The following is a 26014-nucleotide window of genomic DNA, read 5'->3' as shown; positions in this document are numbered from 1 at the left end:
AACTAATGAAATATGATAAAAAAATGATTAATCGTATCAATAGAATACAAGGACAATTAAATGGTGTTGTTAAAATGATGGAAGAAGAAAAACATTGTAAAGATGTGGTTACTCAATTAAGTGCATCTAAAGGTTCCATTCAACGTTTAATGGGCATTATTATTAGTGAGAATTTAATCGAATGTGTGAAATTAGCTGACGAGAACAATGAAAGTTCAGAAGAAATGATAAATGAAGCAGTAGAATTATTAGTGAAAAGTAAGTAATGGACACCATGAATATTGTGATTATGCTGCTCATTGGTGTGTTCGGTGGTTTCATCTCAGGTTTAGTTGGTATCGGCGGAGCGATTATTATATATCCGACCATTTTATTATTACCACCTTTATTTGGTGTTCCGGCATATAGTGCATATATTGCATCTGGTCTTACATCTAGCCAAGTATTTTTCAGTACTTTAAGCGGATCTTTAAAAGCAATTAAGCAACCTGAGTTTAATCTAAGTTTAGTCCTTAACATGGGTGGCGGCATGGTTGCCGGAAGTATATTAGGTGCAAGTGCTACAAATTTATTCGATGCGACATTTGTTAATCACGTTTACGTCATTGTTGCAATACTGGCATTAATATCAATGTTCATTAAAATTAAGCCCTCACCACAAAGGGCAAAATTCAATAAAAGTGTACTCATCATTCTTGGATTTATAATTGGTATCATTTCAGGAATTGTTGGTGCAGGTGGAACATTTATCATCATTCCACTATTGTTAATACTATTCAAATTACCAATCAAGACAGTCATAGCAAATAGTATCGTTATCGCATTTCTATCTTCAATTGGTGCATTTGCCATCAAACTCATGCAAGGTTACATTCCAATTGAAGATGCACTGTTTTTAATCATAGGCAGCATCATCTTTGCGCCAATAGGGATGAAAGTAGGCAATAACATACCCAATGCCGTACAAAAATGGATAATCAGCCTCTTTATTTTCATTGCGATTATACAGTTGGTATTTTAGTAATACGCATCACAATGAATTTTGAAGTTTTATGTTATCTTCTATAAAAGTGAAGTAAACGGGATAGTTTTCAAAAACTATCCCGTTATCCATGTTCAATGTTGCTAGTCAGCCCTCACTTGCAATGTTCAGAGCCTCAATGTTGCTTGTCGACCCTCACTTGCAATGTTCAGAGCCTCAATGTTGCTTGTCGACCTCCATTTGCAATGTTCAGCGTCCCAATGTTGCTTGTCGAGCTCCACTTGCAATGTTCAGCGTCCCAATGTTGCTTGTCATCCCTCACTTGCAATGTTCATTATATATGACCTATATTCATACTCTTTTTATTTCTAAAAGCTTCTATTAAACCATTTGAGATTTCTTCATGTGTTAGCCATCGATTTTCCATAGTATTAAATCCTAATTTGATAAGGTGAATATTGTGCTTATTGATGATTTCTTCATCTAAAGGATTGGCGCTACTTCCTTGGCATAAATATATGGATAGTGTTTTTGAAGTTTTGATATTCTCTAGTAAGCTATAAAAATATTTATAATAACCGCTATGGATCCAAATGATTATATTTTCGACTTCAATTTTGTTTTTATTGATGTCATCTTCTAATTTTTTAAAGTCATTTTCTTTTGAAAAGTCGAATTCTAAAAATCTAGCATTGCTATTGTTACTCAAAATATCATGGTATTTTCGTTCATCTCTGCTACATAGTATGGCTTGATTCACTTCTTTACTAATTGCTTTCGTAGCTTCTAATAACATGCCTGATCCGCCAATGATAATTGTAGTCATTATAAATTCTCCTTTTATGAAACTCTTTCTTCTCATGTTAATCTAATATAAAAAGGATTGAAATAACAATTTGATTATTCTCTTCTTCAGCTAGTCAATATTCCTTTGTATAAATTGAATACTTGTGGTAATATCATCATGGATAAAAAGACGAGATATTAATAGAAAAGAAGGTTTAAATATATTATGAAAGAAAATTTTTGGAGTGAATTACCACGTCCATTTTTTGTTTTGGCACCTATGGAAGACGTTACAGATATCGTCTTTCGTCATGTTGTCAGTGAAGCAGCGAGACCTGACGTATTTTTCACTGAATTTACAAATACAGAAAGCTTTTGCCACCCGGAAGGTATACACAGTGTTCGCGGACGCTTAACTTTTAGTGAAGATGAACAGCCAATGGTCGCACATATTTGGGGCGATAAGCCAGAGCATTTCCGTGAAATGAGTATCGGTCTTGCTGAGATGGGCTTTAAAGGTATCGATTTGAATATGGGTTGTCCTGTCGCTAACGTTGCAAAAAAAGGTAAAGGATCTGGTTTGATACTACGACCTGAAACTGCAGCTGAAATTATTCAAGCAGCTAAAGCAGGCGGTCTACCGGTCAGTGTTAAAACTCGCCTTGGTTATTATGAAATAGATGAGTGGAAAGATTGGTTAAAGCATGTCTTCGAACAAGACATTGCGAACTTATCCATCCATCTACGTACACGTAAAGAGATGAGTAACGCAGATGCACATTGGGAATTAATCGAAGCAATCAAAACGATGCGTGATGAAATCGCACCAAATACATTACTAACGATTAACGGTGATATCCCTGACAGAAAAACCGGTCTTGAACTTGCTACAAAATATGGCATTGATGGTGTGATGATCGGTAGAGGCATCTTCCATAATCCCTTTGCTTTTGAAAAAGAACCACGTGAACATACAAGTAAAGAACTGTTAGATTTATTAAGATTACATCTATCATTGGTCGATAAGTATTCTAGTACTGAAACGCGACAATTCAAAAGTTTACGCAGATTCTTCAAAATCTACGTACGCGGTATGAGAGGCGCGAGCGAACTACGTCATCAATTGATGAGCACAGAATCAACAGATGAAGTCCGTACGTTACTTGATGAATTCGAAGCACAAATGGATGAAGAAATAGAAGAATAAGATAGGCATAATAAACGCCCCCTGTTAACAATGTTAGCAGGGGGCTTTGTTTGGTTATTCATTTTTCTTTAATCTAAATACTTTTAACAAATATATTCTTATAAAAATACATAAAGATCAACAACATGCATATGGTTAATGAAATAAATAATGTTTTCACACCAAAATAATTATGAATTAAAGAAAATATCGGTAATGTTACGATGGTAGCAATTTTAGGTAGTATTCCCATAACATTACTAACACGGCCAATCACATCAGTATCAATATTTTCTTGTATGATATTTGTAGATTTGATATCAAATAATGTATTTCCTATTCCATAAATAAACATAAGAACAATTGCCATGACAATATTATTCACAAAAATTGAATATACACCAAAGGACAGGAATATAAGGGTAACACTAAGGTTCATCACATTATACTCATGTTTAAATCTCGATAAAATATAAGAAAAGCTGACTGATCCAACAAATAAACCAAACATCTCAACCGATTTAATGACACTGTATATTTCACTATTTGCCCGAAGTATTTCACTAACAAAAAATATTTGAAAAGAAGTTATAGCCGTTTGCAATACTGAAATAAAAGTATTAAACAAAACAATGCTATTTAACTTACTGTTTGATTTTATAGTTTTTATTGAACATACGATATCATCGTAGAAGTTAATTTTGTTCTGTACACTAGTTGTATAATCTTGATTGAAATATATAATCATCGTAAATATTCCGCATAATACAAATGTACTTGCATCAATGATAAACGGCCAATAATAGTCTGTTTTCACTATTATTAAACCACTTAAGTATGTTCCTATTATGGAACCTAACCAAAACACAATGCTGAATCTCTGATTAACAAAAGTATGACCTAACCTATCCGAATAATACTTAAGTACTACTCTTAAAGCTGTTCCATAAAATGAACCAAGCGCACCGTGTATAAATATTAGAAAATATAATATGCTAAAGTTGTTCAAGTTCATTATAAAGATGATTACAAGAATTGCTCGAATAAAATCTAAAACTACCATCGTTTTCTTCGCATTCAACCTATCAACTATTGATCCACCAAATAGAAGTAACAATAAGGAAGAAGTCGTCCGAACTATATATATCAAAGCTACTTGTAAGGCATCCTCTGTTTTATCATATATGTATATAGCAGAAGAAGTCATAAATATTAAGTCACCTATATATGTAAGTAGTAGACCAATCGTTAGTATATAATATTTTCTTTTCATATCTTCTCCCCAATACAGTTAATAATGTAGTTAACTACAAGGTTTTGTTCTTAGTATGTTAGTTCAATATAAAAGGAATTGAAAAACAGCTATTTATGATGACTTTGTGACTATCGATTGGTGATGTCGTTTTAAGAAATTAGTTATCCTTCCATTTACTAACTTAAGGTTTTTGAATTTCAATATAATATATTTTTATATTGAAAATTTATTAATTATTCTTTCCAAAGTTAAAATCAACTCATCATAACTGTATATATCTAAAATATTTTTATATGCATTTTTAATTAGTCTATAGTCTTGAAGTTGCTCTTGATTGAAATCTTTTGTTCTTCCTAAAATCACTATCCCCTTGGGACTTCTTACATTTATTTCGACATCTAAATTTTCTCTTTCTTTTACTGCCTTTTTTAATTTTTCACTTACATTATGGCTATCTGTGTTTATATAATGTAAATATTTTTCCACTTGCATTAGGGCACTACTCAAATCTTTAGTAGGTGGATAATTCCCTCTAGACTTTGTTGAATTTAAAATATTAACACCATTTGCTTTTTTTATCTCTATAATATCAATATTATTATTATTATCTAGCAAAATAAAATCCACTCTTTTTGCCTTATCATTGTATCTCAATATTTCATATTCGCTAAAAACCTTCATGTATTTTGGAAATATTAAAGTGATTATATCAATTATTTCATTTTGCCAATGCCTTTCTAAAGTTGATTCATTTTCTAGCAAATATTTTAGCCTTCTCAAAATCAAAGAATATTTTTCTTTCTCATAATTAGATAAAACTTTATTGAATAACAAACTATCTTCATCTATAGGAATTTTACTTATTTCATTCTTTTTCCTTATGTATTCTTCATAAACTCCTGTATAGTCCTCTTTAACCTCAAAATATTCTGATACGATTTGGTTAATTTTAAAATTGCTATATTTCGTTAATTCCGTACTTTTTGGAAAATTTTTAATTAAGTTGTCATATTCTGCTGCATTCATACAACACATTCCGTTTTTGCATTCATCACTAGATAAGTCACTATTAACTATAAAATCCTCATTTATTATATTATCGATTTTTTTTAGAATAGAGATATTTCTTTCAGCTACAAAATGTTTTTTTTCAAATTTAAAGGTATTGTGAAAATAGAATTTATATTCTAATTCAAAAATTTCAGAATCTAATAAATAATAACCATCTATTAAATCACCTATTTTAAAGCATATACATTCTTCATCATCACTTTCAATAATAGAATTTAAAGTAATACTAAAGGTATTTTTCAATTTGTATTTTTTATTTCTTTCCAATCCTCTAAATATAACATCTCCCATATCAGGGAAATTATAACTATAGTACTCTACTAATAACATATCATCTTGTTTTTTTATTTTCAGTGTTTCACTCAATGTTAGCTCTCCTTAAGATACCCTACTTTATAAATCAACTAGATCAAATAATTGAACAACATACAGTAAAATCATATAGAAATGGTATCTTTACTGATAATGTTCCAAAACTAAGTCAATCAGATAATTTTATAAATGATAAATTATCATTTTCTATCCATAGTCAAAGTAGAATAGATATTAAATACTTATTATAAGAAATCATTGCAGAATCAACTCCAACATTAGAAATTTCTATTTTCTATATAAATTCTTTTATTCCAAATCCCACTCACTTATGATAACTTTCAGCGTATCGGTTAATCCTGAGGTTCCAAAATGTTCAATTAACCTCATTACTTGTGATACGCTGCAGTGTATCATTTAAAAGTGCAATTAACTCATATTAAAGATAAAAGACCTGCTAAAAGGACATGTCTTTCGCCTAATCTCCGTGGTTAGGTGCAGCAAGGTAGTACTCTCTTATTACTTGTCCATTATAATAATAGAAAAGCAAATTTCTCACAAGTAATTGTTCAAAGATGTATTGTATACCTCATTAGAAATCCAGTTAAATATGTACCAAGCAAAGACTATAAAACTTTTACTACTTCTCTGAAATCATGTATACAGCACACGCTGTTGAAAGTATCCATTCTAATTAACGAAAGGTAACAAAAAGGCGCATTCCCAAATGAGAATGCGCTCTTAAAACTTCGCTTCATAAGAACAAAAGAACTTGAAAAATTGGTTAACTGGTTTCATTCCAAACTGGTCTATGGTCTTGCATCAGCTTCCTTTACATAATCAAATTAAGGATAGCGTTATAAAATATCTTGAATAACTTACACACTTAATTTGACAAACTCTTCTAAATAATTATTCCGGCTTAAATACAACCTTAATATTATTATCACGCTTTTTATCAAAAACTTTATAAGCTTCATCCGCTTTTTCTAGTGGGAAAGTATGCGTGATAATTTCAGTCGGATCAAATACTTCATCTTTAATCATTTCATATAATTTAGGCATTAAATGAATGACTGGTGCTTGACCAGTAGTTAAACGAACATTGCGATTAAATATTAAGTCAATCGGGAAATTATCAGCCGGAGTACCATAAATTCCTGTAAGTTGAATCGTACCAAATTTACGAACTGATTCAGCAGCAGTAATAATTGGACTAATTGTTCCTCTCTGTTGAGATTTTTTTGAAAGTTTTGGTTCTGGGCTTGATTGCGATCCATCAAATCCAACACAATCGATAACCACATCGGCACCGCCACTTGTTTGTTCTTTTAATAGCTTTCCTATTTCTTTTTCTTTATCGAAATTATAAACTTCCGCACCATTATATTTTTTGGCATGCTCTAGTCGATGTTCGACATTATCTATTGCTATAACACGAGTGGCACCTTTTATCTTTACAAATTTTTGTGCCATTAATCCAATAGGACCGCACCCTAATACAATAACAGTATCCCCTGCTTTCACACCTGCATGTTCGACACTCCAATAAGCAGTAGGCACTACATCAGATAAAAATAATACTTGTTCATCTTTTAAATCACTATCCGGCACAACAAATGAAGAAAAATCAGCATGAGGAACTCTTAAATATTCTGCTTGTCCACCCCAGAAATTTCCGTGCATCTCCCCAAAACCAAATAATGCACCGTTATCCATCTTCCAGTTGGCAGGTTCTTCATTCGATTGATCACATTGCGATTCCATTTGATTATTACAGTAGAAACAATCACCACAACCTATATTAAACGGAATGACTACACGATCACCTTTTTTTAGTTTTTTAACATCTTTACCGACTTCTTCAACAATTCCCATCGGTTCATGCCCGATAACAAAATCTTTATCCATAAACATATCGCCTTGATGATATAAATGTAAGTCCGATCCACATATACCTGAAGCGGTAATCTTAATAATTGCATCAGTTGGCTCAATTATCTTTGGATCTGGAACTTTTTTCATTTTCATTTTCTTCTTGCCTTGAAATGTCACTGCCTTCATATACAACACTCCCCTTTATATGATACTTGCATGTAATTTATACCCTTACTTAGCGTTATAAAAACCTCTTAACTTTGATGTCCCTTTAAAATAAATATCCATATAGCGGTTGAGTAATTTGTAATTCTTATTGATTTAACCTTTCTTATTTTGAAGCTGCAGCAATCGTATTAAATACTAGAGAAGACTTTCCAGCCGCCTAGCATCCTGTAAAGACAGTGAACTAATGTTTCGGTATCTCTAGTGATATATCTTTTAAATTATTCTGTTTTGCTCCAATAATCTTTATCGTTTTCATCGAATCACCTCATAATAATTTATAGTTCATATAATCTGATTATTGGGTTTTATTAACGTTTGTTTTTAGCTATACTATAGGCTCAGATTTTAATTTCTATTAGCACTTTATATCACTCTTATATTTCATTTGCATTTGAACCATTATCACTATTAATTATTTCTAAAAACTCATCCCCCCAATTGCAAATTGAAGAAACAACATTATCAAGTTTTAATCCTATTTCTGTCAATTTGTAATCTACCTTAGGTGGCACTACTGGGTACACTGTTCTTTCAATGATTTTGTCTTGTTCCAGCTCGCGAAGTTGTCTGATTAACATACGTTGATTGATGTCCGGCAATTTGTTTTGAAATTCACTTAATCTTAATCTATCATCATGTAAAAGATGATAGATGATTGCGATTTTCCACCTACCACCAATTACAGATAGCGCCAAATCTTTCGATGTATAAAATTCTTTATTATTATATTCAATTAACAATTTAAACCCTCCACTTATTTATAGTGACTAAAATGTCAGTATTGTTTTTTTATTTAAATAATACCATAATGGGAACATAAAAGATAGAGAGGGGAAATTATTATGAAATTACAATTAGCAATCGATTTATTAGATCAAATAGAGGCAGCAAAGTTAGCTCAAGAAGTAGAAGAATTTATTGATATCGTAGAAATTGGAACACCTATCGTTATAAACGAAGGGCTATCTGCCGTTGAACATATGAGTAAATCAGTTAATAACACACAAGTATTAGCAGACTTGAAAATTATGGATGCTGCTGGATATGAAGTAAGCCAAGCTATAAAGTTTGGTGCTGATATCGTAACAATCTTAGGAGTGGCTGAAGATGCTTCAATTAAAAGCGCTATTGAAGAAGCACACAAACACGGTAAAGAACTATTAGTTGATATGATTGCAGTTCAAAATTTAGAACAGCGTGCAGCTGAATTAGATAAAATGGGTGCTGATTATATCGCAGTTCACACTGGATATGATTTACAGGCTGAAGGAGTATCACCTTTAGAAAGTTTACGTACTGTGAAATCAGTGATTTCACGTTCTAAGGTAGCGGTAGCTGGAGGTATTAAACCTGATACAATCGAAACAGTAGCAGCCGAAAAACCCGACTTAATTATCGTAGGCGGCGGTATCGCAAATGCTGATGATCCAAAAGCTGCTGCTAAAAAATGTCGTGAAATCGTTGATGCACATGCTTAATCATTTTGAATTAATTTTAAATGAAATAAAGCAGACATTATCACATGTTGATGTAGCAGAATTAGAGAAATTTTCAACAGATCTTATGGATGCATCATCCATATTTGTTGCCGGTAAAGGTCGTTCTGGTCTCGTTATTAAGAGCTTCGCCATGAGATTAAATCAATTAGGCAAAAAGGCTTATGTCGTGGGTGAAACAAATACACCATCAATTCAGAAAAATGATGTCTTTGTTATAGCATCAGGTTCAGGCTCTACAGCTCATTTAAAATTGCTCGCACAAACAGCGAAAGATAATGAAGCATATGTATTATTATTATCAACAAAAGACGAATCACCAATTGCTGATATTGCAGACCTAACCATCGTATTACCTGCTGGTACAAAATACGATGCAGAAGGTTCAAAACAACCTTTAGGCAGTCTCTTTGAGCAGAGCAGTCAAATCTATTTAGACAGTGTCGTGTTAACGATTCAAGAAGCACTAAATGTTGATGAAGAAACAATGCAGAATAATCATGCGAATTTAGAGTGATAAGAATCAGAAAATAGACAAAGAGACCTCCCTATAATTATAGAGAGGTCTCTTATCATGTGTATGTAATAATAAAAACCGCATCACTTGTGGTAAGCTTCCCCTTATCAGTGATTTTGCTAAAATTTTTATATCGCTTAAAAAATAGGCAAGTTAGTATTTAAATAACTCGCCTATATGTTTGCAGAAATATCATTTAATTCAAAAATTATGTTATTTAAATTCTAAACTAATATTAAATGATAGGTTTCTGTTTACAATAGATTTATCAGCACCTTGCTTGGTCCCTCTATTTTTATGGGATGCTTTATATTCCTGAGACTCTTGCCAATGTTTATAAGCTGCTTCGTCTTGCCAAAACGTAATGATAACATGATGTTCATGTGTACTATGTGGCTTTAGAAATAATAGATTTTCAAACCCTTTAGTATTCTCTAGATGTTTATCTCTATTTAAGAACACACGCTCGAAGTCTGCCTCTAAACCAGGATTAGCATATAAATGGTTTAAAACTGCATAACCATATTGTGGCAAATCATTAATTTGTTCTAATATAGTATAGTGACATGTCACATTAAATCTATTAATAGTTATCTCATTATTATTTTTGTCTAAATAAATACGATGTATTTCATTTTTCAACAAATGAATCACTCCTTTTTATTGGATGATATGTCAAAATTGCTTAAATTTATCCATAACATAATCTCTACTATTTTTATGATTCACGATAGTCTGTGGATAATCTTTTCCAATTTCAATATGATAAATTTCTTGTAACTTGTCTTTATATTTAGTTGGATCATGAATGTATTTACTGCTCACATCATTAAATATTTCTAGCTGTGTTTTAATAAAATACCCTTGCGCATCAAAACGCTCACTTTGACGTATAGGATTAAACATTCTGAAATAAGGCACTGCATCTGTTCCAGTTGATGCTGACCACTGCCATCCATGTACATTAGATGCATTATCATAATCTATCAAATACTGTCTAAAGTACTCCTCCCCCCAAGTCCAATCAATAAATAAATTTTTCGTTAAAAATTGTGATACGACCATTCGTAAGCGATTATGCATATAGCCTGTACGATTCAGCTTCTTCATTGCAGCATCAACGATTGGGTAACCAGTTTGACCTTTTTTCCATACTTCAAAATGTGTTTTATTATACGACCATTGCATGTTTCGATATTTTTCAGAAAAAGATTTAGTTGCCGTTTCTGAATACTGTGTCATTAACACATAATAAAATTCACGGAATAGAACCTCTCTTATAAAAGCTTCAAAATTTTTTTCATCGCTCTCATAATCTTCAAGTAAATCATTTATAATTTCACGAATATCGAGTAGTCCATATGCTAAATATTTACCTAATCCACTTACAAAATCCTGCGACACATCGTCAGTCAATTTATCATAATGAGCTATGTCACCATTTAAAAAATCATCCCAAGCTTTACGCGCTAACTTTTCTATATCTTTATTATTTTCAAATTTTAAGTCACTTTGATTTGAACCCTTTTCCGCAATTTGAGACAACTGCTTAAATTGATAACTTTTTTTAGGGGTGTGTACTAAGTCCTGACGATTTGCTTTATAAAAACTAGTAAATACTTTATAAGGCTGTTGCTGTTTATTAAAAGTCTTTGTTGGCTCAAAATAATGATTCACGCGCTGTCCAATTACTGTAACTTGGTGATTTTCAAAAGCCTTTTTTACATGAGGATAGTCATATATTTCTTTGTGATAACTCATAATATCTTTTGCTACTAATACGTGAGATAACGCCAATGTTTCTGCTAATTCACCTAGCTTTTCGTATGTGACAATATAAGGTTGTAAATCATGCTTATCTAAAGCATTTACAAATCCTTTTACAACTTTATAGTAATAGTCACGTTTTACTTCTGATGCGTCAGTTAAATCTTCTAAAGGTAAGATAAAATACAATTTATTTATCTCATTTTGATGCTTCACTATATATTGAAAAAGTGGATTATCTTTCGTTCTAAAAACTCTGTTAAGTATGACTCCTAAATGCATTTTATTGCCTCCCAGCTTGTTTCATACAAATTCACTTTATAATTGTCCTTTAACTTAAGATTGTGTTTTCAATCATATACCCGTTTTAACTTTTGTATAATTCACTAAAAAATAAAATAAATTTTAATACCTTACATATTATAGGCAACTTCAGGGTATATTATTATCAGAGGTGATTAAATTATGAATAACAAACAATTACAAAATGAAATTGAAAATATATTAAATACATCAAAAATAGGTGTCCTATCTACTGCACATAACAATACACCTAATAGTAGATACATGGTATTTTATAATGATGGACACACACTTTATACTAAGACAAGCATTGAGTCTAAAAAAATTGCTGAATTTAAAGATAATCCCAAAGCTCACGTACTTATAGGTTACGATGAAACGAATAATCGTAGTTTTCTAGAAATTGATGCTAATGTTGAAATACTGAAAGATCAAGAGACTATTGATTGGATTTGGAACAAACAAGATAAGTCCTTTTTTGACTCTAAGGATGATCCAAACTTGTGTGTAATTAAAGTAATACCAAAATCCATAAAAATTATGAACGATAAAAAATTAGACGCACCACAAACCATTACGTTCGATTAGTTAAAAAGGCGAGCCTAGGACATAAATAGATGTCTCAGGCTCGTTTTCAATTTGGCAGTAGGTGACTGAATTGAAAATGCGATTATATCAAGCTTTTTTCAATCCTAGTCACCCTTGCCGGGGTGGGACTACGAAATCTATATTAGAAAATTTGATTTCTGTCCCACTCCCGTTTTTTATATACCATTATTAATATCTTCTAACATAGCATCAACTGTAATTTTAGCACTCGTCAGTACAATTGGCACTCCTGCCCCTGGATGAACACTAGCTCCAGCAAAATACAAATTTTTGTAATCTCTGCTCACATTAGGCGGTCTGTAATAGTTACTTTGCGCTAAAGTAGGCATTAAACCAAAGGCTGCTCCAAATTTAGCATTATAATCTCCTTCAAAATCCTTAGGCGTATAAATAATTTCTGTCACAACTTGCTTTTTCAAATCTTTTAACGCTTTAATCGTAGAAAGCTTATTGTAAATAATATCTTTCACTTGTATGATTGTTGACTCATCAGACCAATCCGTATCACCTGTTTTCAATTCTGAAACGGGCATCAGCACATAAATACCTGTTTGACCTTCTGGCGCTAACGACTGATCTTCCACACTAGGAGCGTATACATATATTGATGGATCTTGGGATATTTCCCCGGAAAATATTTCATTGATATTATTATCAAAATCCTTTGAAAATATAACATTATGTAACAAGATATCTTCAGATAAATCTTTATCAACCCCTATGTACATTAAAAAGGCTGAGCAAGAATAGTCCATATTATCAATTTTCTGTGTCGTATACTTCTTAGGATGATGTTCATTTTTAATTAAAGATGAAGTAGCATATGGAAAATCAGCAGTACAAATTATTTTGTCATACTTTTCTATACGTCCATTTACTTTTAGACCTTCCGCACGCTTATACCTGCTATCAATGATTATTTCTTCAACATTTGCATTTGTATAAATTTGAGTACTCAATTCTTCATTTAGTGTTTGAAGTGCTTTAACAAAGCTATACATACCACCTTTTATAAAATGAACACCAAACATCAACTCTATCATAGGTATAATTGAATACAATGAGGGACTTCGTTTAGGATCGATACCTATATATAATGTTTGAAATGCTAAGATTTTTTGAATTTTTTCATTATCAACATATTTTTCAATTAAATTATCTGCTTTATCAAAAGTTTTAAGTTTTATACCTTGATATATTGTAAAAGGATTATAAAAGTCTGTAGGCTTCCTAAACGTACGTTCTAGAAAATATTTTCGTGCTATTTCGTACCTTTCGTATATATCTGTTAAAAAGGACATAAAACCATGTGTAGAGTTAGGTTCAATACTTTCGAGCATTTCTCTTAATTGAGCAAGATCTGTAGGAACGCGAATTTGATCTGTTTCACTAAAATAAACATCATATATATGTGCTAATTGTTTAATTTCTAAGTAATCATTCATATTTTTTTTTGCATAATTAAAAACATCTCGATAAATCTCAGGCATCATTACAATAGTTGGTCCCATATCAAATGTAAAACCATCTTGCTTAATTTGATTCATCCTGCCGCCTATCTGTTGGTTTTTTTCATATAAATCTACTTGGTGACCGTTTGCTGCTAATCTTGAAGCTGCAGCTAACCCTGAAACACCGCCGCCTATAACCGCAATTTTCATAAAGGTTCACTCCTATTATATTTCTCACTGATTTCACGATAAATTTTCATTTTTTTCAATTTACTCACATATACTTTCTTATGCAAGCTATAGTTTGATTTTCTAACTTCCTCAAGTATTTCAAGATAGGCAGTCGCAGCTAGTTCGATAATGTAACGTACCTCTGTATCAAAATAATTTATACCATTTAATGCAATATCATATAAACTAACTGCCTTTAAAGCATAACTTTCCCATAGTTGAATATAATTTGACGTAATGCCTTCATGATATACAGATTGCAAATCAACTTGATATTCAACTAACTTTTCTGCACTAAGGTAAATTCTTCCATTTTGAAAATCTTCACCAACATCTCTTAAAATATTAGTTATTTGCAGTGCCTTACCTAAAGCAATCGCAGCTTCTTTAGCTTGCTCAAAACTATTTTTATTTGATGAAGCTAATATAGGAGTTAACAATTCACCGACAGTACCTGCAACACCATAGCAATAATCGTATAAATCTGAATCAGTTTGGATTACTTTTAAATCTAAATCTTCTTTCACATATTGAATAAGAGATTCAAAAGGCTTTTTAGGTATTGTATATGTATCCAAAGTGTTACTTAAAGCATTCATAATAGCTTTATCACTATGATACGCTTGAATATAATCATAATCACTATAAATCATATCTAAATCTCTAGCTATGCTGTCTAGTTGCTCAAGGTCTTTGTATTTATCAATACTGTCATCAATAATTCTACAAACTGCATAAATTGCCCAAATTGCTTTTTTCCTTTTTATATCCAAAAAATCAAAGGCATATGAAAACGTTTTCGAATGTGTTTTCATTATATTATGACAGTGGTTATAATCTCTCTCTAGTTGATTCATTTATTGGCCTCCTCAATATGTCTAGAACTGCTTGGGACTAATATAAAAAACTTAAGTTATAAATCTATTCTACGGCCTTTCCAATGTATACGTTTAAATACATTTATATCTAGCCATGATTTAAAAAATATTACGACAAAGCATGTAAAAAGCAATGGATGACATAAACTCGCAACGAGATTAAAATTTCCTGTTCTTCGAATAAATATATGAAACTGTATAGCATAAATAAAATATAAAGTAATAGCTAATAATATATATAATAAACTTAAATTAATTGAAAAAAGCACTGCTAAAATTGATTCAAGTGAACCAAATAACCATAAAAATACAAACATAAGTGTAGATGTTTTAGTTATTTGAGAGCCAAGTGCAAAGTGTTTACTCCACCCTTCTAATAGAGCTTTATATCCTTGAGGATACATTCTAAAATTGACCACACCTTGACCTTCATGCAAATTCACTGGCAAATCATATTCATGATATGCCTTACTTATTGCAAAACCTTCAATGATATGGTTTTTAGCTTTCAAATGTCCTTGTGTCAATTTATAATCTTGCTTATTTGTCACAAGGACGGGTCCAAACGTGCCTTGCTCATTATTTGCTGATTTCGTGATTGAAAATTGATTCATACCTACGATTGTCATTAAATTAAAAATCGCCGATATATTTTCATATAGCTTTTTTATCTTGTGATAAGGTTGTATTGATAACAAACCTTTACCACCTTGTAAATCATATTGATTGGCTATATTTTGAATACTATCATCACAAGTAAACTGAACATCAGCATCAACAAACATCAATAAATCATGCGTTGCATATTTGCTACCTTGCCAACAAGCATGTGACTTACCTTGCCATGTAGTATCATTTTCAACAGTATATACGCTCGCACCATAATATCTAGCAACAACTTGTGTCTCATCAGTTGAACCATCATCCATAACAATTACTTCTATTTCTTGCTCTTTACTTATACTGTTAAGTAATTTAGGTAAGTTCTCCGCTTCATTTCTAGCAGGTACAATAACACTGACGGCTGTCTGACCTCTTTCTTTTCCGGAGTTATTTATAATCGCTCGACGCGCATACATACACATTCCACTTATTAGTGATAGTATCGTCAATACTATTGCTATTATATAAAGTATCATTCAGCCTCAACTACTTTCTCCATTAATAATAGCTTCTGCTACTTGCATACCACTCAAAGTGACCATAGGCATACCAGGGCCAGGATTTACAGAACCACCTACAAAGTACAAATTTTTGAAGTACTGACTTTTTTTAGGAAACTTGAAACCTTTATTTTTCTTCTTATTAGAAACTACGCCATATATAGCTCCTTTATTAGAATTGTATGTATTTTCAATGTCATGTGGCGTCCATATATCTTCATATACAATGTGCCTTCTCAAATCTTTTAAGCCCATAGACTCTAATTTATTCAATATACGTTCTCGGAATTGCAGATATTCTGCTTCACTAAATGACTTATTCTGAATGTATGGTATGTGTGGCAATATTTTTATATTCTCGTGTCCTTCTGGCGCCTGTGTCTTATCTGTTTTATTTGTATTCACTACATAAATAGTCGGATCTTCAGGCAAAACATACTGGTGAAAAACTTGATCATAATTAACTTTAGAATTACTTGAAAAGAAAAAGTTATGATGTTGAAGCTCTGGGTAACTTTTGTCCACACCAAGATGCATGACATAACCTGAACTAGCTGGCTCAAATTTACGTTCCAATTTGTTTATTTGATTTGCATCAAAATTCAATAAATATTTATAAACAGGGATTACTTCCATATTAGATATAATGTAATCTGCATATATTTCCTCATTACTTTCTATTGTAATCCCTGTCACCTTATTTTGACTATTATAATTGATACGTTTTACAGGGGTGTTAAAATGTATGCCCACACCTAATTTTCTTGCTAATTGTTCCATCGCTTCCGCTAAATTATGAATGCCACCATCTACGTACCACAAACCTTCCTCATGTTGCATTTGAGGTAATAAACTCAATACAGCCGGAGCATCATAAGATGAGGAGCCTACATATTTTATGAAATAACCTAGCATTTCTCTTAAATATGGGTTATCCACCCTTTTATTAATGGCTTGTTGCATTGTATGAAAATAATCGAATTGCTTTAAAGCTGAAAACGTACCATGATAACGAATAATGGCAAACATCGTATCTAATCCCTTATCAAAGTAACTTTTTTCAGCAACTTGATGTATCTTTTGTGCGTAACTAAAAAACGAAGAAAGTTGCTCTATATCTTTATTTGTTAACGATTCATTATTTGTTAATATATCTTCCATGGATTCATATAAATCTAAAATTTGGCCATCTGGATAAACGTTTCTAATCTGTAAACTTAACTTACGAATACTAACATAATCTTCTAGCCTTTCATCACATCGTTGAAATAAGCGTTGAAATACTTTAGGCATGGTTAAAATTGATGGACCGAGATCAAATCCATAGTCATCTATGTCCAACCTATTTACCTTTCCACCGATATGCTTATTTTGTTCATATAAATCCACTTGATAGCCTGCTTGAGCCATACAAATTGCGCTAGCAATCCCTCCCAAGCCACCTCCTATGACAACCACTTTCTTATTTCCCATTTAATCACCTTTTCTTTTTTGTAATTTATTATAAATACGTATTAACTTAGGGCGATTATAGCGCTGAACAATCATACAAGGCACATTAGCTATAATGACATATACGAAATTAATAATTTTAACGCTTTTTGACGCTTTAAAAAACGCAATAACAGGAAATATGGATAGCAAATGAACCATCTCTGCACGTCTAGTTTCTAATATAAAACGCTGTATATCATTCATATTTTTAGATATATCGAAAGTCGCTTTACTACTGATATTAGGGTTAAGATTTTGACCGTCTGGCAAATGATCTTTCCAATATTGCACTTTAACTAATTGTTGCCATAATTGACCCTCTTGTTCAAAATTCCAACTTCGAAAATACTTATTATCTTTTTCTAAGAACTTATAACTAATACGAATACCAAGTTGAGCTATAATCATTTGAACTATAAACCAATATAGCGCAATATATATAATCTTTTTCATCAATTTAATTCTCAGATTTCTCTGTATAGCTTGGGTTATCTTTATTTAAATACCAATTACCAGCTGTTAAATAAGTAGCAAAAGCGCTCCAAAGCATATATGGAACTAGTAAAATGCCAGCAACTTTTTTTACATTGAAAAATTTCACAGTTGTTGTAACTACTGCGCCCAGTAATACAACACTCTCTATCAACGCACTAAAGCGTAATTTATATTTGAAGTATAATATCGACCATAGATAATTCAGGCTTAATTGCGTGTAATAAGCACCTTTCAAATCCTTACTAGTAGATTTATTAGTCACTAATGCATAAGCTACGCCCATCGTTGTATAAAATATTGGCCACACAATTGGAAAGACATAGCCGGGGGGTGAAAAAGGTGGTCTAACATTATTTTTATAATCTTTTCTCGCGTTTTTCACTGCAAATTTACCTATAAATTTACCACCGATAATTGGTGTTATCACTTTTATGATTGTTTTTATTGTTTCAATTACATTCATATTTATTCTCCTTTTTTAGAGTAACTTGCTTTTATCTCTAGAGGTTGCACATCTCTATTAGTCATGTTATTTTTCTATCAAAAACATTTTCAATATATAATTTAAAGTCTATTTCCATTTAAATATTAATATAGTATTTTATGTAAAAAATAGGCTGATTTTATTTAAATTTATCTTTTTTTGATATATAATATATTTAGATTGAATGTTTTATATCTTTTATCTATTCAACACATATTTAGAAAATCCTTTTCACCTCACTGATTAGTGGGGTGTTATTTTATTGAAAACTGTTTTTTTAAATTAAAACACTTTAAATAGATTTTTTATATTAAAGTCCGCTAAATAAGTAATTTTCATTTATTTAGTTTTATAAAAAGCGAGCAAGGAATTAATCCTTCAACTCGCTTTCACTTAATATGACAAGAGCTCTAGTCTCTTAATCCTATATTACCCTTTAATAACAACTTTAAACATAGTATTAGGTTAATTTTTTTTATATTTAATCAAAACGTAAGATACTATTCCGCATATAGTCCAATAAATTTTTAAAAATTGTTTTATAAAAAACCTTAAAATTTTTAAGAATGTAATATAGATTTTCATGTATATCCCCCCTTGAATATTCACTATGATTCAAAGATATTAAATCTTATCTAAATTCAATTTATTAACTTTATATTCTATTGATTTTAGATGTATATTGTATAAAGTCATAACGTATAAGTGTATTCTTGCTTGCGTTAGTTTATAAATAATCCATGGAAGTGTAGGTTCATATTCATGAATAGCTACTATACATTCATTTTTATTTAGTACTCTACGAAACTCCATTCTCGCTCTACCTTTATTTTTATTTTTTGAAAATCCTCCCCCAGTTATATAGAGAAGTTGCCTATTTACATCTGAACGGGAGTCCGACTTTTCTAATATTAATATAGGGTTCTTTATAGGAAAAAGTGAAATCATGTATCTACCGTTAATGTATTTAGTAGAGATTATTTTATTATTAAGATTATTTAACCATTCCATATAATCATTTGCTATATCTTCTATAGTCATATGAGTAGGTATTCGAAACCTTTGAACAGATTTCACATTTTTTATCGTTTTACTTTTGTTTTTCTTTTTCTTACTCGATGATTCATTTTTTAATGCTAATTTAACACTTTCTTTAAATGTAGTTTTCCCATCGGATATTCCTTCTATATAATTTTTATTATCCATTCTCATATTATGAACTAAACTGTCCATAAGAGGATACACAATTTCTTTCTTTTCACCGCTAATAAGTCTTATCCAGTATTTAGAGAGAATCAAAGGTATAATCGGCAAATTAAACATTGGCATTTTTTTATTTAAAACACTAGCCGTTTGCTTAAATAAATCCTTATATGTCAACTCATCTGGACCACCAACATCAATTGATTCATTTAGTTTAGGCCTTCTTGATACGACTTTAGTAATTGAATTTATGACATCATCAATATAGATAGGATGTGTAATATTATTTGCCCATTTAGGTAACAACAATAATGGTAATCGTTGTGTCAATTTTTTTAAAATTGGATATGAAGAGCCGTTCGATCCAACTATTAAACCTGCTCTAAGTGTACTGACTGGCACTCCATATGAACCAAGTACTTTTTCACATTCTAATCGACTCTCTAAATGTCGAGAAAGATTATCCTCTTTTGGTATTAGACCACTCATATAAATAATGTGCTTAACACCTTCTTTTTTAGCAGCTCTTCCAAAATTATCAGCTAATAAAAAATCCATATCTTCAAATTTAGCTTGTGTAAGCTTAGAATTCGGCATCATTGAATGGACTAAGTAAATAGCAATATCAATATCTTTCATAACATTTTCAACATCAATTAATGAAAATATATCTGCTTTCTTCCAAGTTACATTTTTCTCATCTACTTTATTTTCTATATTTCTTGAAATAGCAATTATTTCATTTTCAACTTTTAATTTTTTCATCAAATTACTTCCAATGTATCCAGAAGCACCTGTTAATAATATACGCGCCATAACATTCATTCCTTTCAACTTTTAAATTATAGTTCTTACTTTAAATAGTTTGGGTTATTCTTATTAAATCATTGATTTTCTACATATTTATTTTTTTCTCTTTTTCATACTATAGAGTAAATACCCTTTTTAAATATTCGCTAACAAATATTTAGGTAATAGCATTTAACCTTATAAATTAATTAAAACGATTCCATTTTTTAACTTAATGTCAGTTTCAGCCTTACTCAAACAAATAAAATTTATAATGATTCGTTAGAGCTAAGAGATTTTCACTATTACTGCACATAGTGATTGGAATAGTATCTAATTTAATCATTATTTTTTAAATTAACTTTATAATACCTGAGAAATGTTATGCTTATCATTAACTAACTTTATGCGTTTTTTCTAATTTCAAATAATCATATTATTTTATTTTTTTATAATAAATTTATTATGTATCTATTTGTGTTCAGCCATATCTTCGGATACAAGATTTTCTTGAATATATTATGGAACTCTTTTTATATTTCTTTAGTTATCTCATTTTCAAACTCTATTTAGCCACTAGAATATATTACATAGGCAAAAGTCAATATAGATGATAGTCTATGTAATGTCTAGGAGGTATATTTATGTCTTATAAAGAACTATCATCAATATTCAAAATTTTCTCTGATCCAAGTAGATTGGAAATACTAGATTTATTATCTTGTGGTGAGTTATGTGCTTGTGAGTTGTTAGAACACTTTCAATTCTCACAACCTACCCTCAGTCATCACATGAAGTCATTAATAGATAACAATTTAGTTACTACTCGAAAAAATGGTAATAAACACATGTATCAACTTAATCACGCTATTTTAGATGATATTACTCAAAATTTAAAAGTTATTAATACATCTAATCAACGTTGCCTGTGTAAAAGTATGAAATCAGGTGAATGTTAATGACAATTTTTGCTATTGCTATTTTTCTTTTAACTTTAACCTTTGTAATTTGGCAACCAAAAGGTTTAGATATTGGTATTACAGCTTTAATTGGAGCTGTCGTTGCGATTATTATAGGGGTCGTAAGTTTTTCAGATGTAATAGAAGTAACAGGCATTGTTTGGAATGCTACTTTAACCTTTGTAGCTGTTATTCTTATTTCATTAATATTAGATGAAATTGGATTTTTTGAATGGTCCGCGATACATATGGTCAAAGCGTCAAACGGTAACGGCTTAAAAATGTTTGTTTTTATTATGTTATTAGGGTCAGTTGTAGCAGCATTTTTCGCCAATGATGGTGCAGCTTTAATCTTAACGCCCATTGTATTAGCGATGGTAAGGAATCTAGGATTTAATAAAAAAATGATTTTCCCCTTTTGCACTAACCCCAGGATGTGGGAGTAAAATAAAAACACTTTCGTTGAATTCATATTAAAATGAATTTATACGGAGGTGTTTTTTCTATGAAAAGAGTGGCATATTCAGTTGAAACAAAATATAAAGTAGTAGAAATGAAACTTAAAGGATATAGCGCAAGAGAAATAATGGATGCTTTAAATATTAAAAATGAATCTCAAGTTAAAGTGTGGTGGAAATGGTATAGAAATGGGGAAACACATAGATTCAATCAACAAGTAGGTAAACAATATTCCTATGGAAAAGGAAATGAAGAATTTAGCACTGTTGAAACACTAAAAATTGAATTAAAGCGCAAAGAAGTAGAAAATGAAATTTTAAAAAAGTACAAGGAATTGGAAAGGAAGTGGTCCCAGAAGTAGTTGTTGAATTAGTAAATGAATTGAAATCTAAATATACAGTGAAAGTCATTTTAGAAGCTTTAGATATTCCAAAATCAAATTATTACAGATGGAAAAACAAAGATTTCAGTATATCTGAGGATGAACGAGAAATTATAGAACTATGTAAGAAACATCGTTTTACATATGGTTATAGAAAAATAACTGCCTTGTTAAATAGAAAAAATAATAAAAAAATTAATCACAAGAAAGTACAAAGGATTATGCAAAAACATAAATTAAATTGTAAAGTACGCGTGAAGAAATCGAAAAGACCAGGAAACCCATATTATAAGACACATAATCTATTGAATAGAAATTTCAAAGCAGAGAAACCTTTAGAAGTACTTTTAACAGATATCACTTATTTACCCTTCGGGAATACAATGTTGTATCTTTCATCTATCATGGATGCTTACAATGGTGAAATTGTGGCATATAAAATTGGTAAAAACCAAAATCAAGAATTAGTAAATGAGACATTAAAACAACTTCAATTGGAACCAGGAGCTATATTACATAGTGATCAAGGAAGTGTGTATACTTCTTATGAATACTATGCCCTATGTACAGAAAAAGGCATTACCAGAAGCATGTCCCGTAAGGGAACGCCAGCTGATAATGCCCCAATAGAATGTTTTCATGCCTCTCTAAAGTGTGAAACATTCTACTTAAACAGTGAGCTTAGAAGCTCTAATACTATTGTAATAGATATTGTCGAAAATTACATTGAAAACTATAATAAAGTTAGAATTCAACAAAAACTAGGCTACTTATCCCCTATAGAATATAGGAAATTAGCAGCCTAGAAAATAGTGTTTTTATTGAGCTCCCTTAGTAAGGGTGCAGTGCCCTCAAGCTGAAACCATGGTTTTCTTCATGCCCACCATATATTATCTAATGATTCGTTTATATTCACTGTTTGTAAATTATGTGCTGCTTTTTGGAATCCTTCTTCTACTGACATGATTGGGTCTTCATGTTCTATACTCACGACATAATCATATCCATTGATTCTCAACGCACTAATAATATCTCCCCATACTTGTGGGCTATGTCCATAACCAACTGTTCTGAATGTCCAAGCTCTTGATTGAACTGAACTATACGGTTGCATATCTGTTAATCCGTACATATTGACATTTTCTTGGTCGATATAAGTATCTTTTGCATGAAAATGATGAATCGCACCAGCTTTACCTAATATTTTAATGGCTGCTATCGGGTCAATGCCTTGCCACCATAAATGACTTGGATCTAAGTTCGCACCAATCGCATCGTTTGTCGCTTCTCTAAGTTTTAAAAGTGTATGTGGTGTATGTACTGAGAATCCAGCGTGTAGTTCAATCCCTATTTTAACGTTATGATCTTTAGCAAACTGCGCCGCTTCTTTCCAATAAGGTATTAACTTCTTCTCCCATTGCCACTCTAATATTTCTGAGTAAGCTGTTGGCCACGGTGTTACTGGCCAGTTTGGATGTTTAGCATCTTCATCTGAACCTGGTATACCTGAAAATGTATTAACAACTGGGACACCTAGAATCGAAGCTAATTTCACCGATTTAATAAATGTTTCATGTGCTTGTTTAGCATGTTCTTTATCTGGTGAAACAGGATTGTCATGACAACTGAATGCACTGATTTCTAATCCACGTTTCTTGATAGCATCCATAAATGCTTGTCTTTTACTTTCATCTTCTAACAATTCATCTACATTACAAAAATGGTTACCCGGATTCCCACCTGTACCGATTTCGACCATTTTCAATCCAGATTCTGCAACATGATCTAACATTTCTTCAAACGTTTTATCTTGAAAAAGTACTGTAAATACACCAATTTTCATATGTAACACCCCTTATTTTATTTTAACACTCGTTCCTTGTTCACTACTTTCATAAATTGCATCTATTAATGCACTCACGCGTCTAGCTTCTTCAGGTTTCACGACCAACGACTCTAGTCCTAAGCAACTGTTCACAAAGTTTAAAGTCTGACGTTCTGCAGCAATATTTTCATTATGTTCAGCATATGCTTGTTCGTTGAAAAATGTACCAAATCGAGGTTGATAAATTTCAAATGGATAAAGGTTAATGCCACCATCTACACCAGACATACTTAAGTGAATTTTATCTTCTTTAATATTCGCAGACCATGAGCATTCAAACTGCATCGTTGAACCGTCTTCAAATGTTATAAATGAAGATACATGGTCATCTACTTCAAACGTTTCATGATCAAACGTTCCCCAATCATTGATTTGATTAGGTGTCTGACTTAAACGGTTGTATGTCTTACCTAATAATTCGACTGGTTTCGCATCAGTTTGTAACCATTAAGCAAGGTCTAATAAATGGCATCCGTAATCAATTAGACTGCCTCCACCTTGAAGTTGTTTATTTGTAAACACACCCCAACCTGGCACTTTTCTCCGACGCAATGCTTGTACTCTCGTTACAAGTGCATCACCTACAACACCTTCATCAATTGCACGACGAGCTGTTATTGCGGCATCTGTAAAGCGATAATGATAGCCTATTGCGAGCACTTTACCAGATTGATTTGCCGCTTCAATCATTGCATCACATTCTTTGCGATTCATAGCCATTGGTTTCTCACAAAATACATGTACACCTGCATTTAACGCTGCAACTGTTATTTCTGCATGAAATTTATTTGGTGTACATATGACGACTGCATCTACACTTTTAAACATCTCCTCATATTCTGAAAAGACATTTGGAATTTGAAATTGTGATGATACTTTTTTAGCGAGTTCTTGATTAATATCTTGTACACCCACAATTTCAGCTAAGTGATTTAATTTTTGTAAAGCTGGTATATGTCTGTTTTGTGCGATACCGCCGACACCTATAACACCTAGTTTAAGTTTATCCATAAATATAATCTCCTATTTTATTTCTTACTAATTTCTTCTAAAGGTTGTGCATTACCATATTGATGTTTTGGTGTGCGATCATTTTTCGCCCACTTAACAGCATTTTTAATAACTTGTTGAATTTCTTCATTATAATAAGTAGGGTAACTTTCGTGTCCCGGTCTAAAATAAAAAATCTTTCCGTTTCCGCGCTTAAATGTTGCACCACTTCTAAACACTTCTCCACCTTCAAACCAACTGATAAATACTGTTTCATCTGGTGCCGGTATATCAAAGTGTTCGCCGTACATTTCTTCTTTTTCTAATTCAATATATTGCCCTAATCCATCCGTAATTGGATGAGTTGGATCAACTACCCAAAGTCGCTCTCTATCATCTGCTTCGCGCCATTTTAAATCACATGTCGTACCCATCAAACTTTTGAATATTTTAGAGAAATGTCCAGAATGTAACACGATAAGACCCATACCATCTAGTACACATGCTTTTACTTTTTCGACGATTTCATCTTTCACTTCATCATGTGCTTTATGACCCCACCATAACAAGACATCAGTCTCAGCTAATACTTCATCCGTTAATCCGTGTTCTGCTTCATCTAATGTTGCTGTTTTAACCTCATGTTCTTCGCCTAAGAATTCAGCAATAACATTGTGAATGCCATTAGGATAAACTGCTTTTATTTCTTCACTTTCTACTTCGTGTCTATATTCATTCCATACTGTTATGTTCATTAATAA

At 31.6% G+C, this 26014-nt stretch carries 24 protein-coding genes and 3 pseudogenes; 10 read left to right on the top strand and 17 right to left on the bottom strand.

Features of this window, described 5'->3' with window-relative positions; genetic code table 11:
- The first annotated feature begins 5 nt into the window (after positions 1 to 5).
- Positions 6 to 266 carry a persulfide-sensing transcriptional repressor CstR gene (gene cstR, locus P3U32_RS00555; RefSeq protein WP_323703656.1) on the top strand — a complete coding sequence of 87 codons (261 nt, stop codon included), beginning with the start codon at positions 6 to 8 and terminating at the stop codon, positions 264 to 266.
- A complete protein-coding gene (locus tag P3U32_RS00550) occupies positions 266 to 1021 on the top strand; it encodes a sulfite exporter TauE/SafE family protein (protein WP_323703655.1) in 756 nt (251 codons plus the stop codon). The genes cstR and P3U32_RS00550 overlap by 1 nt, the downstream gene beginning before the upstream one ends.
- A gap of 295 nt (positions 1022 to 1316) precedes the next feature.
- Here the strand turns inward: P3U32_RS00550 and P3U32_RS00545 are convergent, their stop codons facing one another.
- Positions 1317 to 1808, bottom strand: coding sequence for a Rossmann-fold NAD(P)-binding domain-containing protein (locus P3U32_RS00545; protein ID WP_323703654.1), 492 nt, complete (start codon positions 1806 to 1808; stop codon positions 1317 to 1319).
- Between the two features lie 186 nt (positions 1809 to 1994).
- On the opposite strand from P3U32_RS00545, the gene P3U32_RS00540 reads away from it, so the two are divergent.
- The gene (locus P3U32_RS00540) at positions 1995 to 2975 is read left to right on the top strand and encodes a tRNA dihydrouridine synthase (protein ID WP_323703653.1); all 981 of its coding nucleotides are present in this window, start codon (positions 1995 to 1997) and stop codon (positions 2973 to 2975) included.
- Between the two features lie 73 nt (positions 2976 to 3048).
- On the opposite strand, the gene P3U32_RS00535 is transcribed toward P3U32_RS00540, so the two are convergent.
- Both P3U32_RS00535 and P3U32_RS00530 read right to left on the bottom strand, forming a co-directional pair.
- Complete coding sequence (locus tag P3U32_RS00535; protein WP_323703652.1) at positions 3049 to 4227, bottom strand: MFS transporter; 1179 nt, start codon at positions 4225 to 4227, stop codon at positions 3049 to 3051.
- Between the two features lie 195 nt (positions 4228 to 4422).
- Positions 4423 to 5646 carry a Shedu immune nuclease family protein gene (locus tag P3U32_RS00530; RefSeq protein WP_323703651.1) on the bottom strand — a complete coding sequence of 408 codons (1224 nt, stop codon included), beginning with the start codon at positions 5644 to 5646 and terminating at the stop codon, positions 4423 to 4425.
- Positions 5647 to 6135: 489 nt separating this feature from the next.
- Here P3U32_RS00530 and P3U32_RS00525 point away from each other — a divergent pair.
- A pseudogene (locus P3U32_RS00525) lies at positions 6136 to 6469 on the top strand (transposase); the annotation flags it as partial.
- Positions 6470 to 6504: 35 nt separating this feature from the next.
- On the opposite strand, the gene P3U32_RS00520 reads toward P3U32_RS00525, so the two are convergent.
- Both P3U32_RS00520 and P3U32_RS00515 read right to left on the bottom strand, forming a co-directional pair.
- Positions 6505 to 7656 carry an alcohol dehydrogenase catalytic domain-containing protein gene (locus P3U32_RS00520; protein WP_323703650.1) on the bottom strand — a complete coding sequence of 384 codons (1152 nt, stop codon included), beginning with the start codon at positions 7654 to 7656 and terminating at the stop codon, positions 6505 to 6507.
- Positions 7657 to 8072: 416 nt separating this feature from the next.
- A complete protein-coding gene (locus P3U32_RS00515) occupies positions 8073 to 8438 on the bottom strand; it encodes a winged helix-turn-helix transcriptional regulator (protein ID WP_069820772.1) in 366 nt (121 codons plus the stop codon).
- A 102-nt stretch (positions 8439 to 8540) separates the two neighbouring features.
- On the opposite strand from P3U32_RS00515, the gene hxlA reads away from it, so the two are divergent.
- Together hxlA and hxlB are read left to right on the top strand one after the other, a co-directional pair.
- Complete coding sequence (gene hxlA / locus P3U32_RS00510) at positions 8541 to 9176, top strand: 3-hexulose-6-phosphate synthase (RefSeq protein ID WP_069820771.1); 636 nt, start codon at positions 8541 to 8543, stop codon at positions 9174 to 9176.
- Positions 9163 to 9711, top strand: a complete 549-nt coding sequence (gene hxlB / locus P3U32_RS00505) for a 6-phospho-3-hexuloisomerase (RefSeq protein ID WP_069820770.1) — start codon at positions 9163 to 9165, stop codon at positions 9709 to 9711. The genes hxlA and hxlB overlap by 14 nt, the downstream gene beginning before the upstream one ends.
- Positions 9712 to 9924: 213 nt before the next feature.
- Here the strand turns inward: hxlB and P3U32_RS00500 are convergent, their stop codons facing one another.
- Complete coding sequence (locus P3U32_RS00500) at positions 9925 to 10365, bottom strand: antibiotic biosynthesis monooxygenase family protein (protein ID WP_323703649.1); 441 nt, start codon at positions 10363 to 10365, stop codon at positions 9925 to 9927.
- A gap of 21 nt (positions 10366 to 10386) precedes the next feature.
- Positions 10387 to 11760 (bottom strand): cryptochrome/photolyase family protein, encoded by a 1374-nt coding sequence (locus P3U32_RS00495; RefSeq protein WP_075100238.1) that lies wholly within the window; start codon positions 11758 to 11760, stop codon positions 10387 to 10389.
- A gap of 183 nt (positions 11761 to 11943) precedes the next feature.
- Between P3U32_RS00495 and P3U32_RS00490 the strand changes: the two genes are divergently transcribed.
- Positions 11944 to 12369 carry a pyridoxamine 5'-phosphate oxidase family protein gene (locus P3U32_RS00490; RefSeq protein ID WP_041080228.1) on the top strand — a complete coding sequence of 142 codons (426 nt, stop codon included), beginning with the start codon at positions 11944 to 11946 and terminating at the stop codon, positions 12367 to 12369.
- A 176-nt stretch (positions 12370 to 12545) separates the two neighbouring features.
- Here P3U32_RS00490 and P3U32_RS00485 read toward each other — a convergent pair whose 3' ends face one another.
- The 7 genes from P3U32_RS00485 to P3U32_RS00455 form a co-directional block, all read right to left on the bottom strand.
- Positions 12546 to 14051, bottom strand: a complete 1506-nt coding sequence (locus tag P3U32_RS00485; RefSeq protein ID WP_323703648.1) for a phytoene desaturase family protein — start codon at positions 14049 to 14051, stop codon at positions 12546 to 12548.
- Positions 14048 to 14929, bottom strand: coding sequence for a phytoene/squalene synthase family protein (locus P3U32_RS00480; RefSeq protein ID WP_323703647.1), 882 nt, complete (start codon positions 14927 to 14929; stop codon positions 14048 to 14050). Before P3U32_RS00480 ends, P3U32_RS00485 begins: the two co-directional genes overlap by 4 nt.
- Before the next feature lie 56 nt (positions 14930 to 14985).
- Positions 14986 to 16029: a glycosyltransferase family 2 protein gene (locus P3U32_RS00475; protein WP_323703646.1), complete on the bottom strand. Its 1044-nt coding sequence runs from the start codon at positions 16027 to 16029 to the stop codon at positions 14986 to 14988.
- A 66-nt stretch (positions 16030 to 16095) separates the two neighbouring features.
- Positions 16096 to 17586 carry a phytoene desaturase family protein gene (locus P3U32_RS00470; protein WP_323703645.1) on the bottom strand — a complete coding sequence of 497 codons (1491 nt, stop codon included), beginning with the start codon at positions 17584 to 17586 and terminating at the stop codon, positions 16096 to 16098.
- Positions 17587 to 18060, bottom strand: a complete 474-nt coding sequence (locus P3U32_RS00465) for a glycosyl-4,4'-diaponeurosporenoate acyltransferase CrtO family protein (protein ID WP_323703644.1) — start codon at positions 18058 to 18060, stop codon at positions 17587 to 17589.
- Between the two features lie 4 nt (positions 18061 to 18064).
- Positions 18065 to 18565 (bottom strand): TspO/MBR family protein, encoded by a 501-nt coding sequence (locus P3U32_RS00460; protein WP_025907145.1) that lies wholly within the window; start codon positions 18563 to 18565, stop codon positions 18065 to 18067.
- Positions 18566 to 19210: 645 nt separating this feature from the next.
- Positions 19211 to 20605: an NAD(P)H-binding protein gene (locus P3U32_RS00455; RefSeq protein ID WP_058611747.1), complete on the bottom strand. Its 1395-nt coding sequence runs from the start codon at positions 20603 to 20605 to the stop codon at positions 19211 to 19213.
- Between the two features lie 617 nt (positions 20606 to 21222).
- Between P3U32_RS00455 and P3U32_RS00450 the strand changes: the two genes are divergently transcribed.
- The 3 genes and pseudogenes from P3U32_RS00450 (at position 21223) to P3U32_RS00440 (ending at position 23184) form a co-directional block, all read left to right on the top strand.
- Entirely contained in the window at positions 21223 to 21537 is a 315-nt protein-coding gene (locus tag P3U32_RS00450; RefSeq protein WP_058611746.1) for an ArsR/SmtB family transcription factor, read from the top strand.
- Positions 21537 to 21956, top strand: a pseudogene (locus tag P3U32_RS00445) (ArsB/NhaD family transporter); the annotation flags it as partial. The gene P3U32_RS00450 and the pseudogene P3U32_RS00445, both read left to right, overlap by 1 nt.
- 86 nt (positions 21957 to 22042) lie before the next feature.
- A protein-coding gene (locus P3U32_RS00440) for an IS3 family transposase (RefSeq protein ID WP_323702460.1) occupies positions 22043 to 23184 on the top strand; the annotation gives its coding sequence in 2 pieces (ribosomal slippage) (positions 22043 to 22313 and positions 22313 to 23184; 1143 coding nt in all).
- Positions 23185 to 23252: 68 nt separating this feature from the next.
- Here the strand turns inward: P3U32_RS00440 and P3U32_RS00435 are convergent.
- From P3U32_RS00435 to P3U32_RS00425, 3 genes and pseudogenes are all read right to left on the bottom strand, one after another.
- On the bottom strand, positions 23253 to 24221 hold the full coding sequence (locus tag P3U32_RS00435; protein ID WP_048540507.1) for a sugar phosphate isomerase/epimerase family protein: 969 nt from the start codon (positions 24219 to 24221) through the stop codon (positions 23253 to 23255).
- A gap of 12 nt (positions 24222 to 24233) precedes the next feature.
- Positions 24234 to 25274: pseudogene (locus P3U32_RS00430) on the bottom strand (Gfo/Idh/MocA family protein).
- Positions 25275 to 25291: 17 nt separating this feature from the next.
- Complete coding sequence (locus P3U32_RS00425) at positions 25292 to 26008, bottom strand: ThuA domain-containing protein (RefSeq protein ID WP_323703643.1); 717 nt, start codon at positions 26006 to 26008, stop codon at positions 25292 to 25294.
- Between the last annotated feature and the right edge of the window lie 6 nt (positions 26009 to 26014).

It is taken from the genome of Mammaliicoccus sp. Dog046, assembly GCF_034039665.1.
Taxonomy (GTDB): domain Bacteria; phylum Bacillota; class Bacilli; order Staphylococcales; family Staphylococcaceae; genus Mammaliicoccus.
This window is presented reverse-complemented; position numbering and strand designations above follow the sequence as displayed.

Excerpts from the sequence above, each read along its gene's own strand:
- cstR (WP_323703656.1), top strand. The coding sequence starts at position 6 with ATGAAATATGATAAAAAAATGATTAATCGTATCAATAGAATACAAGGA.
- P3U32_RS00550 (WP_323703655.1), top strand. The coding sequence starts at position 266 with ATGGACACCATGAATATTGTGATTATGCTGCTCATTGGTGTGTTCGGT.
- P3U32_RS00545 (WP_323703654.1), bottom strand. The coding sequence starts at position 1,808 with ATGACTACAATTATCATTGGCGGATCAGGCATGTTATTAGAAGCTACG.
- P3U32_RS00540 (WP_323703653.1), top strand. The coding sequence starts at position 1,995 with ATGAAAGAAAATTTTTGGAGTGAATTACCACGTCCATTTTTTGTTTTG.
- P3U32_RS00535 (WP_323703652.1), bottom strand. The coding sequence starts at position 4,227 with ATGAAAAGAAAATATTATATACTAACGATTGGTCTACTACTTACATAT.
- P3U32_RS00520 (WP_323703650.1), bottom strand. The coding sequence starts at position 7,656 with ATGAAGGCAGTGACATTTCAAGGCAAGAAGAAAATGAAAATGAAAAAA.
- hxlA (WP_069820771.1), top strand. The coding sequence starts at position 8,541 with ATGAAATTACAATTAGCAATCGATTTATTAGATCAAATAGAGGCAGCA.
- hxlB (WP_069820770.1), top strand. The coding sequence starts at position 9,163 with ATGCACATGCTTAATCATTTTGAATTAATTTTAAATGAAATAAAGCAG.
- P3U32_RS00495 (WP_075100238.1), bottom strand. The coding sequence starts at position 11,760 with ATGCATTTAGGAGTCATACTTAACAGAGTTTTTAGAACGAAAGATAAT.
- P3U32_RS00490 (WP_041080228.1), top strand. The coding sequence starts at position 11,944 with ATGAATAACAAACAATTACAAAATGAAATTGAAAATATATTAAATACA.
- P3U32_RS00485 (WP_323703648.1), bottom strand. The coding sequence starts at position 14,051 with ATGAAAATTGCGGTTATAGGCGGCGGTGTTTCAGGGTTAGCTGCAGCT.
- P3U32_RS00480 (WP_323703647.1), bottom strand. The coding sequence starts at position 14,929 with ATGAATCAACTAGAGAGAGATTATAACCACTGTCATAATATAATGAAA.
- P3U32_RS00475 (WP_323703646.1), bottom strand. The coding sequence starts at position 16,029 with ATGTATGCGCGTCGAGCGATTATAAATAACTCCGGAAAAGAAAGAGGT.
- P3U32_RS00470 (WP_323703645.1), bottom strand. The coding sequence starts at position 17,586 with ATGGGAAATAAGAAAGTGGTTGTCATAGGAGGTGGCTTGGGAGGGATT.
- P3U32_RS00465 (WP_323703644.1), bottom strand. The coding sequence starts at position 18,060 with ATGAAAAAGATTATATATATTGCGCTATATTGGTTTATAGTTCAAATG.
- P3U32_RS00460 (WP_025907145.1), bottom strand. The coding sequence starts at position 18,565 with ATGAATGTAATTGAAACAATAAAAACAATCATAAAAGTGATAACACCA.
- P3U32_RS00455 (WP_058611747.1), bottom strand. The coding sequence starts at position 20,605 with ATGGCGCGTATATTATTAACAGGTGCTTCTGGATACATTGGAAGTAAT.
- P3U32_RS00450 (WP_058611746.1), top strand. The coding sequence starts at position 21,223 with ATGTCTTATAAAGAACTATCATCAATATTCAAAATTTTCTCTGATCCA.
- P3U32_RS00435 (WP_048540507.1), bottom strand. The coding sequence starts at position 24,221 with ATGAAAATTGGTGTATTTACAGTACTTTTTCAAGATAAAACGTTTGAA.
- P3U32_RS00425 (WP_323703643.1), bottom strand. The coding sequence starts at position 26,008 with ATGAACATAACAGTATGGAATGAATATAGACACGAAGTAGAAAGTGAA.